The sequence below is a fragment of the Mesorhizobium sp. M0983 genome, from assembly GCF_040318975.1.
In the GTDB taxonomy this organism is placed as follows: domain Bacteria; phylum Pseudomonadota; class Alphaproteobacteria; order Rhizobiales; family Rhizobiaceae; genus Mesorhizobium.
Window position 1 is genome coordinate 282,688 of the sequence record NZ_JAMYNH010000008.1, and the last position, 9,456, is coordinate 292,143.

Here is a 9,456-nt window from a genome sequence, read left to right on the forward strand (position 1 = left end):
TCGTAGCAAGATGCGTCGTTCAAAAACGGAGACAATCGATATGAATGGGATAAATCAGGCAGTTAGTGGCGGCAGCGTATTCCGGGTGGACAAGTTTGTCGTTCCGGCCAACGCTCGCGAGGAGATTCTTGCCAAGGTCCGGATGACGCATGAATTGCTGCGCCAGCAGCAAGGGTTCGTCCAGGATTTCCTGCTCGAGCAATTCTCGGGGCCGGGGGAGTTCAACCTCGTGACCATTGTCGAATGGGAAGGGCAGGCCGCTGTCGATAAGGTCGTGCCGATCATCAAGGCCGCGCATGAGCGCATCGGCTTCAATCCTCAGGAGACCATTGCGCGACTTGGCGTCAGGGCCGATATCGCCAATTACCAGCGGATTCCCGCGGTGTAAGCTCTCTATGGCCAGCCTGCTCCCGGCGCGGTAGCCTCGATGCTGAGCACCTGGCCGGTACGGGCATCGCTGATCATATGTTCGAAGCCGCGCCATTCGGCGGCCACGATGAACAGCGTTTTTCCCTCGCTGCCGCCGAGCATGCAGGCAAAACAGCCGCGATCGACGTCGACGCTTTCGAGCATTGTGCCGCCCTCGCGCACCCGCACGCAATGCCTGTTCGGAACGTCGGCGTACCAGGCGGCACCTTCGGCATCGAGGCAGATGCCGTCGGGAAAACCGTTGCCAAGATTGGCCCAGACTCTCCGATTGGAAAGGTGGCCATCGGCAGCGATGTCGAAGGCGGTCAGCCGGTTGGCGTGGGATTCGGCAACGACAAGCGTCTTGTTGTCGGGCGTCACTGCCATGCCATTGGCGAAGGCGAGATTCTCAGCCACCTGCCGAGCCGAGCCGTCAGGTGCAACCAGCACGACGGTGCCGGGGCCGAAATGCTGGCCGGAAGCCGGAGCCGGCCCACCACCATTGACGTAGATGTTGCCGCGCCCGTCGACGACGATCTCGTTCCATGGGCTCTTCGACAGATGTCTCAGATCGGCATGGGTGACCAATGTCCCGTCAGCCTCCTGCCTGAGGATCAGCCCTTCGCGGCCGGACACGACAAGCAGCCGCCCGTCCGGCAGCCAGTCGATGGAGTAGGGCAGGGTGGCCGGCACGATGAGCGCGATCTCGCTGTTGCCTAGGGCGTCAACGGCGATGATCTGGCCTGTGCCCCAGTTGCAGAACCACAGCCGGCCATCGTGCCAGCGAGGCGACTCGCCAAAGGCCAGACCGTTCATCACCACTTGCGCTTGCCTGGCTGCTGATTTCTGCATGGGCCGAGAACCTCCGGGTTTGCGCAAATCGTCACGGCCGAAAGGCCGATGAGAGGCGCTGTCTTGCCAAGGACGGGCGTGGGGGCTTCGTGCCGACAATCGCAATCAACATATTTCCGGTTGACCACTTCGGCAGTCCGGATGCTGCCAAGGACGCCCCTGAGGCGGCACGACCGCCAACACCCGACCGCCTGATTGTCGCGTTGCGGCGAAGGGGTGTTTCCGCTATTGAGGCCGGACTTGGAACCAAGGTTGCCCTCATCCCATGAGCCTCGTTGACACGATCAAAAATGCGTTCGTTCCGATCCATCGCGAGGGTTATCCCTTTATCGCTGCGTTCGGCGCGGCGACGCTTTTTCTTGGCTATTTCTCCTCGACCCTGTTCTGGATCGGTCTCATTCTGACCGCGTGGTGCGCTTATTTCTTCCGCGATCCCGAGCGTGTCACGCCGATCGACGACCGGCTGGTTGTCAGCCCGGCGGACGGCATCGTCTCGGCCGTCGGCCCGGCCGTGCCGCCGCGCGAGCTTGGCCTCGGCGGCGGCGAAATGACCCGCATCTCGGTATTCATGAATGTCTTTTCCTGCCACGTGAACCGCGCCCCGGTGCGTGGCCGCATTTCCAGAATCGAGCATCGGCCAGGAAAATTCCTCAACGCCGAACTCGACAAGGCAAGCACCGAGAACGAACGCAACGGGCTGGTCATAGAGAGCCCCAACGGCACGGTGGCTGCGGTGCAGATCGCCGGCCTGGTGGCGCGGCGGATCGTCTGCTGGGCCGAGACCGGCGGCGCCATCGGCACCGGCGAGCGCTTCGGGCTGATCCGCTTTGGCTCGCGCGTGGACGTATTCCTGCCCTCGACGGCGACGCCGCGCGTTGCCGTTGGCCAGACGGCGGTAGGCGGTGAGACGGTGCTGGCGGAATTCGGCGGCGTTGCCGCAACGCCGCTCGTGCGGATCTCCTGACCGGTGGCCCCGCCGTTCAAGAAATTCGAGGCGCATGGCGGCGGCGGCCCGCGCATCCGTGAAATCCCGATGCGCATGGTGCTGCCCAATCTGGTCACCGTGCTTGCCATCTGCGCCGGCCTGTCCGGCATCCGCTTCGGCTTCGAAGGCCGCTTCGAGCCGGCGGTGGTGATGGTACTGCTCGCCGCCTTCCTCGATGGTATCGACGGCCGCCTGGCGCGAATGCTGAAGGCGACCTCCAAATTCGGCGCCCAGATGGATTCGCTGGCCGATATAGTCAATTTCGGCGTGGCACCGGCGCTAGTGCTTTATGCCTTTCTGCTCGACAGGGCAGGTTCGCCGGGTTGGATCGCGGCGCTGCTGTTTACCATCGCCTGTGGGATGAGGCTTGCCCGCTTCAACGTGCTCGACGAAGAGCTCGACCGTCCGCAGTGGCAAACCGAATATTTCGTTGGCGTGCCGGCGCCGGCGGGTGCGGTGCTGGTGATGCTGCCGCTCTATCTGTTCTTCCTCAGGCTTGGCCTTGAACCCAGCCGCCTGGCGGCCTTCATTGCCACCGGCTTTACAATATTGGTGGCGTTCCTGCTGGTCAGCCGACTGCCCGTCTATTCCGGCAAGAGCGTCAGGATACCGGGCGACAGAGTGCTGCCGATCATCCTCGCAGTCGTCCTCTACGTCCTGCTTTTGATGACCTATCCCTGGTATACGCTGACGGCTTCGGTTGCCGGCTATTTGCTGTTTTTGCCATTCAGCGTGCGCGCCTATTCCAGACGCGCCAAGCGCGAAGGCGAGAAGGTACCGTCCTCGGACATCGGCTGACAGATTTGGTGCCAATTTCGCACGCGGCGCTGTGGAACGCCCTTCAAAACCACGTTTTCGGAACTTGCTGGGCGCCTGACCGTTTGTGTCGGTAGGTCCGTTTGAGCGACTGCTCGTGATCGTCAACGTCGCGCAAGCTGCCGCATCGGGCCCAGAATCATCGGAATACGAGAAATGGCTGTCATCCTCATTGGCGCATTACTGACTGTCGCCGGCCTCGTATATATGGCGGTTGCAGCCATCATGCGCGGGCGGCTCAGTGAGCCGGCCGCTGTCTCCACCGCGCCGGATAGCCCGAGGCCCAATCTCGCAACACCAGGTCCGACTCTGGAGCCGCGGCGGCGCGGGCTCCGTTTTCTCGGCTTGTCACAGAATTGGCCGGGCCTGCTGATGATGGCCGTCGGCGTCATTCTGCTGTTATCGGTAGTGGTCCTCTAGAGTTTTGGAAAGGTCTGGAAAACCTCAGGTGGCAGCGCTCAGTCCCAGCCTCTCGAGCGCCAGCTTTCTTGTCGAGACATAGTCGGTCTTGCCCGAGCCCAGCACCGGGATTTCCTCGACCTTGACGATGTCGTTCGGTACCATCAGTTCGGCCGCCCCGGCCTTCTTGCCGAATTCGCGCAATTCGTCGGGATTGGCACTGTCGGCGGTGGTGACCAGGACGAGGCGCTCGCCGCGCCGTCTGTCCGGCACCGCCACCACGGCGTGATGCTCTTCCGGCCACAGCGACTGCACCAGCATCTCGACCGCACCAAGCGATACCATCTCGCCGGCGATCTTGGCGAAGCGCTTGGCGCGGCCGCGAATGGTGATGAAGCCCTCGCGATCGACCGAGACGATATCGCCGGTGTCGTGCCAGCCTTCGAGCGGCTGTAGCTCGCCCGGCCGATCGGCGGTCATGTAGCCCATCATCAGGTTCGGCCCGTCGAGCCACAGCCGGCCGGCGTCGCTAATGCCTTCGACCGGTTCGAGTTTCATGCGCATGGCCGGCAGCAGCCGCCCGACCGTGCCGTCGCGACCGTGGATGGCGGTGTTGACGGCAACCACCGGTGCGGCCTCGGTCAAGCCAAAACCTTCGATGATCTCGGCCTGGAAGCGTTCGCGATAAACCCGGCGCGTCTCCGGCTTCACCGCCTCGGCACCGGCGACGACAAAGCGCAGGCTGGAAAAATCGCCGTCCTTGGCGGTGCGGGCATAGTTGGCGAGGAACGTGTCGGTGCCGAACATCACCGTTGGCCGGACCTTGCGCGCCACCTCCGGAATAAGCTTGTAGTGGAGCGGTGAGGGGTAGAGGAACAGTTTTACGCCGGTGACCAGCGGCAAGATGGTGCCACCGGTCAGGCCGAACGAGTGGAACACCGGCAGCACGTTGAGCAGGATGTCGACCGGCGAGATGGTGATGCGGGCTTCGGCCTGCATGGCATTGGCAAGAAGGTTCCGGTGCGACAGCACAACTGCCTTGGGTGTGCCTTCCGAGCCGGAGGTGAACAGGATCACCGCCGGCTTGGCTGCATCCTGGCGCTGCAACGGCCATCGCCACAGCAAGGCGGCAGCGAGCTTGTCCAGCACGGTCACGCTTGCGCGAACATCCTCCAGCCACAGCAGTTTCGCTCCGCCCTTTTCCACCGCCTCGACTATGTCGGCGAGGTTGGCCTTTTCGACAAAGGCGCGTGAGGAGACCACGGTGCGGATCACCGCCGTGCGGATGGCGGCGGTGACGCTCGCTGGGCCGGCGGTATAGTTGATCATTGCTGCCACTCGCCCAGCCGACAAAACACCGACGAACGCCAGCACGAGGCCATTGGCGTTGGGCAGGAGCAGCCCAACCGCTTCGCTCGGCGCTGTCATTGCCTCGAAGCGGCGGCCCAAAACCCTGGCACCGATAAACATTTTCCGGTAGCTCAGCGCACCGCCGATGATGTCTTCGATAATTGGGTGCGAAGCGCCGACACGGTCGGCGGCGTCATGCATGGCAAGGAACAGCCCTCGGTCGAGATCACTGCCAAAAAGCCTGGCCTCGGCGAAGCGATCGAACAGCGCATTGGTATTGGAGGCCTGATTGGGGTTCCGCGCCACCAGCTCGGCGATGGTCATCGGCTGCAGCGCGCTGATCGACAGCTGCGGGAACCAGTGGCGCGGCGCCTTGTCTGCCGGCGTCCGCGACGCCGGCAGGCTGCGCGCGCCGGCAACGAAGATCGGCACGCTGCGAGCGTCGGCCTGCATGGCGATACGGGTGATGGCGCGGAACAACCGAAACGACTTGACGTCGGGCTCGACCGCATTCGGCAGGTAAACGGCGAGCCGGCCCTTGCCCTTCAGCACCCGCACCAGTCTGCGGCTGACGAAGACATGCTCGGCGTTGAAGGCGATGGTGCGGCCAAGCTCGCGCCATGGTTCCAGCCAAGGCGATCTGGCCGAAGCCGGGTCGAGGATGTGCAGCGTGTCCTCCGGCAGCAGCGACAGCATCAGCGCCGGCTCGAGGCGCGACTGATGCCAGACGACGTAGATGATCGGGGCCGCCGACTTGCGGGCAATCTTGATGCGCTCGTCGTTGATGCGGTAGGCGAGCTTGAACGGCACGTAGAGCAGCGCCTGGCTCAAGCGCAGGCCGAGGCGGAACTTCTCCACCACGCCGATCAGCAGCCAGGCCGTGACAAGACCCGCAAGCAGCGCCAGTGTCAGGATCATCGCCGCATCTCCCAACAATCTCACGTCGCGGCTCTTCAGTGGCCGCTTCGGGTGAGAACCTAGCCGAAGTTGGATCAACGTCAATGCGGCTTCATTTTTCCGTCTCTCCTGCTATCAGTGGGCTCGGCTGCCTTCTCCACAAATCGCAGCTACGCCGCCTTCATCCTCCCGCTTATGAAGCGGAATTCCTGCGTCTTGCCGCCAAAGCCATACGCGGCCGCTGGCACTTCGTGCACGAGGGCATAGCTTTCCTCATGGATCTTGCCTAGCAGCCGGCCGAATGCGGCAAAAATTGCCTGGAGATAGGCCTCCAGTTCGAGCTTGGTGTTGGTGCCGTCGACGACCTTGATGTCGAGCCAAGCCGTGTTGGCGCCGTGCTGGGCCAGCGACTTGCCGCCGGCGAACCAGTGCTCGGGGTCGAGATAGGAAATCGCGACAGCTGTGATCGTCGCGTCCTTGCGCAGATGCGTGGCCGTCAGTTCGGTCACCTCCTTGGCAATAGCGGCGGACAAAGCGGCATCGGGCTTGCCGGTAACGCTGACGTTGATGATCGGCATGTTTTTTCTGCTCGGTTTCAAGCGGCGTCTCTTCGCCGTCGAGAAAATCATGCCATCGTCCTTGCGTCAGAAAAATCGAATTGTTTTTGATAAATACTTTGATATTGTCGAACTATGCAGGCGCTCGATCCCGACCTCCTCAAAACTTTCCTCGCTTTCGTCGATAGCGGCTCGCTGGCGCAGGCTGCGTCGATCGTCGGCCGCTCGCCGTCGGCGGTGACCGCGCAGATGCAGCGGCTGGAGGATGTAGTCGGCGAACCGCTGCTGGTGCCGCAGGGGCGAGGGCGTGGCCTGACGCCGGCGGGCGAGGATCTGGTCGGCCACGCGCGGCGCATTCTTGCTGCGCACCGCGAGGCGTGGCTGGCCCTCAAAGGGGCGCATGCCGATGGGCGCGTCGCCATCGGCACGACGCAGGATTTCGCCGACAGCGGCTTGCCGCAGCTTCTCAGGGCCTTCGCTGTCAGCCATCCGCGCGTCAGGATCGAATTGCGCGTCGGCCGCTCCGCCGAACTGGCGCAGGCTTTGCAAGCCGGCACCCTTGATCTGGCCATTGCCATGCGACAGGCGCCGACGCGGGACGAAGTCGGCGTGCTCAAAGAGCCAATGATCTGGCTTTGCTCACAAAACGGCTTGGCCACCCGCCAAGAGGAATTGCCCTTGGCGCTGCTCGATCCCCATTGCGGGTTTCGCGATGCAGCGACCAGTGCACTGGATGCGGCCGGCCGCCGCTATCGCATTGCTGCCGGCAGTGCCAGCCTTGCCGGCCTGCGTACGGCGGTACACGCTGGCATCGCTTTGACGTTGAGGACGGCGCGCTTCGCTCATTCCGGCATCGTCGAGGCGCCGCGCGATCTTGATCTGCCGCCGGTGCCGGTCGCCGAATTCGCCATCCGCTTGCGTGAGGATGCCGACCGGCCGGCGCAGGATCTGGCCGCGTTGTTCAGCGGCAACCTGGGCTTGGCCAGTTGAGTCAGCAAAGAAAAAGCCGACCTTGCGGTCGGCTTCTGAGTAGGACGGGCCGAGGGGTTTGGGGGGACTTGGGGGTGGCCCGTCGCAGCCATAATGCCTGAGCCCGATGATGGTTCCATGACTTTTCAAATTTATTTTCAGGCACGGATTTCGCGTGATCGGACCTCCAACTCGCCCTCGGGCGTGGCGAGGATTTTGGTCATGCATCCGCTGCGCGCTGCCTGGCCATCAGCCAGTCACGGCCGGCGTGAGCGAACACGGCGCAAAGCACGATTGCGCCGCCGACCATGCTGGCTGCCGGCGGGATTTCCGCCAGGAACAGGAAGGCGAACAGGATCGCGAATGGCACTTCGGCCGAACCCAGCAGTCCGGACTCGGCCGCCGGAATGAGCCGGGCGCCCTCCGTCCACAGGATCGAGGCAAGCGCGAACGAGGAGCCGAAGGTGGCTAGAAGCAATGCGTCCCTGGCCGAGACGGCCAGCGGATCGGTGACGAACCAGCCGAGCACGAACAAAAGGAATGCCGACACCGCACCCGCCCACACCACCGGCGTATCGCGGAAGGTGCGCACCATGATCATGTAGAGGGCGCTGCCGATCGTCATCAGCAGCGCCAGCCCGTCCCCGAACAGATGGCCGGTGCCGAAGCCCGACCAGACCATGATCGCCACCCCGCATAGTGACACGGCAGCGGCAGCAAGCGTCTGCAGCCGGAACGGTTCGCGGACCAACAGGAGGGCCAGCAGCGCGGTGACGAAAGGGGCGGTGGCGTAGATGATGGCGACATTGGCGACAAAGGTGAACTTGAACGCCGAGATGAAGGCGATGCTGGCGAGCGCGCCCTCGATCGCCAGCAGCCAGCCGCGCCAGCCGAGCCGCAGGCTGTCGCGACCGCCGGAGCGCTGGCGGCGCCATAGCACATAGAGGCTGATCAGGATCGAGCCGACGAAGCCGCGCCAGCAGGTAATGGTCAGCGGGTCGGAATGGATCGATTTGGTCAGCACGCCGGTGAGGCCGAAGACGGCCGCCGACGCCGAGACCAGGATGATGCCAAGGGTACGTTCGCGGGCGCTTTCCACTGTGCCTGACATGTCCAGCGATTCCGTCATTTCACCAGCCTACGCTGCCCCGTCCTGACACCATAGTGTCAGCTTGATCGAGGCGTCGTGCATCGAAACAGCAGACCGGCAGCCCAGGTGAACAGGCTGCCGGCGAAGCCCTTTCGCGGGTTTCCAGGATGGCGATATCGGCCATATGTCCGGCGGCCCTACGAATGTGTTGCGAGAGAGGGTGTGAAGGCGTTGGATGCTCCCCGTATCGTCAGGCTATACGGGGCGAAACCCTGCCAAGCGCTACGCCAGCGGGGACTTGCGTTTGGGGCAGGCGACACCGCCGTTAGGCAGCGAAGCCAGGCAACTATGGGAGGGAAATGAAATGGACGCGATCGCATTGAAGGCCATACAGGCGCCGCTGAAGGAGGCCTATCGCGACGACGCCTCGCGCGCGCTGATTACTCTCCGCGCCAAAGGCTCGATCGACGACCAATCGATCGCCTGCAAGGTCGAGACAGGCAGGGCGATCGCCATTGCCGGGCTGCATCCGGCGACCGGCGGCACCGGGCTCGAACTCTGCTCCGGCGACATGCTGCTGGAGGCGCTGGTGGCTTGCGCCGGCGTCACGCTGAAGGCGGTGGCCACGGCGCTGGAATTCAAGCTTGGGGCCGCCACGGTGGAAGCCGAAGGCGATCTCGACTTTCGCGGCACGCTTGGCGTGGCGAGGGATGCGCCGGTTGGCTTCCGCGCCATCCGGCTGACATTCGGCCTCGACACCGACGAGCCGCAGGAGCGCATCGATGCGCTGATCAAGTTGACCGAGCGCTACTGCGTGGTGCTCCAGACCATCAGCCAGAAGCCCGAATTGACGGTAAGCGCGGGACGCTGATGTGCCAATCTCTCCCCTTGAGGGGGAGATGCCCGGCAGGGCAGAGGGGGTTGGTCCGACGGGGCTCGGCCTGCTGCGGCAGATGGAGGCTGGCGCTCCACGCGTGGCGACCCCCTCTGGCCTGCCGGCTTTGCAAAAACTTGGCATCTCCCCCTCAAGGGCAGGGCTATCGCATATGAGTGATGGCATTGATGAGATAGTCGTCGTTCCAGGCGCATTTCTTGATGCGATGGCTGATGGGAACTTTGGCAGCATCGGCGGC

10 protein-coding genes are annotated in these 9,456 nt (G+C 63.6%); 6 read left to right on the top strand and 4 right to left on the bottom strand.

Going from position 1 to position 9,456, the window contains the following annotated elements:
• Nucleotides 1-40: 40 nt before the first annotated feature.
• Complete coding sequence (locus NKH71_RS17655; RefSeq protein WP_023719849.1) at nucleotides 41-388, top strand: hypothetical protein; 348 nt, start codon at nucleotides 41-43, stop codon at nucleotides 386-388.
• A 5-nt stretch (nucleotides 389-393) separates the two neighbouring features.
• On the opposite strand, the gene NKH71_RS17660 is transcribed toward NKH71_RS17655, so the two are convergent.
• On the bottom strand, nucleotides 394-1,260 hold the full coding sequence (locus tag NKH71_RS17660) for an SMP-30/gluconolactonase/LRE family protein (protein ID WP_023719848.1): 867 nt from the start codon (nucleotides 1,258-1,260) through the stop codon (nucleotides 394-396).
• Nucleotides 1,261-1,525: 265 nt separating this feature from the next.
• On the opposite strand from NKH71_RS17660, the gene NKH71_RS17665 reads away from it, so the two are divergent.
• The 3 genes from NKH71_RS17665 to NKH71_RS17675 all read left to right on the top strand — a co-directional run bounded on the left by NKH71_RS17665 (nucleotide 1,526) and on the right by NKH71_RS17675 (nucleotide 3,481).
• A complete protein-coding gene (locus tag NKH71_RS17665) occupies nucleotides 1,526-2,224 on the top strand; it encodes a phosphatidylserine decarboxylase (RefSeq protein WP_023719847.1) in 699 nt (232 codons plus the stop codon).
• A gap of 3 nt (nucleotides 2,225-2,227) precedes the next feature.
• The gene (locus tag NKH71_RS17670; protein ID WP_023719846.1) at nucleotides 2,228-3,043 is read left to right on the top strand and encodes a CDP-alcohol phosphatidyltransferase family protein; all 816 of its coding nucleotides are present in this window, start codon (nucleotides 2,228-2,230) and stop codon (nucleotides 3,041-3,043) included.
• A 174-nt stretch (nucleotides 3,044-3,217) separates the two neighbouring features.
• Nucleotides 3,218-3,481, top strand: coding sequence for a hypothetical protein (locus tag NKH71_RS17675; RefSeq protein WP_023719845.1), 264 nt, complete (start codon nucleotides 3,218-3,220; stop codon nucleotides 3,479-3,481).
• 24 nt (nucleotides 3,482-3,505) lie between these two features.
• Here the strand turns inward: NKH71_RS17675 and NKH71_RS17680 are convergent, their stop codons facing one another.
• Nucleotides 3,506-5,728, bottom strand: coding sequence for an AMP-binding protein (locus NKH71_RS17680; protein ID WP_352895205.1), 2,223 nt, complete (start codon nucleotides 5,726-5,728; stop codon nucleotides 3,506-3,508).
• 149 nt (nucleotides 5,729-5,877) lie between these two features.
• Nucleotides 5,878-6,285 (bottom strand): tautomerase family protein, encoded by a 408-nt coding sequence (locus NKH71_RS17685; RefSeq protein WP_352481829.1) that lies wholly within the window; start codon nucleotides 6,283-6,285, stop codon nucleotides 5,878-5,880.
• 114 nt (nucleotides 6,286-6,399) lie between these two features.
• On the opposite strand from NKH71_RS17685, the gene NKH71_RS17690 reads away from it, so the two are divergent.
• On the top strand, nucleotides 6,400-7,254 hold the full coding sequence (locus NKH71_RS17690) for a LysR substrate-binding domain-containing protein (RefSeq protein WP_352494864.1): 855 nt from the start codon (nucleotides 6,400-6,402) through the stop codon (nucleotides 7,252-7,254).
• A 199-nt stretch (nucleotides 7,255-7,453) separates the two neighbouring features.
• Here NKH71_RS17690 and NKH71_RS17695 read toward each other — a convergent pair whose 3' ends face one another.
• Nucleotides 7,454-8,362: a DMT family transporter gene (locus tag NKH71_RS17695; protein ID WP_023719842.1), complete on the bottom strand. Its 909-nt coding sequence runs from the start codon at nucleotides 8,360-8,362 to the stop codon at nucleotides 7,454-7,456.
• 325 nt (nucleotides 8,363-8,687) lie between these two features.
• Between NKH71_RS17695 and NKH71_RS17700 the strand changes: the two genes are divergently transcribed.
• Nucleotides 8,688-9,194: an OsmC family protein gene (locus NKH71_RS17700; protein ID WP_352895206.1), complete on the top strand. Its 507-nt coding sequence runs from the start codon at nucleotides 8,688-8,690 to the stop codon at nucleotides 9,192-9,194.
• The last annotated feature ends 262 nt before the right edge of the window (nucleotides 9,195-9,456 follow it).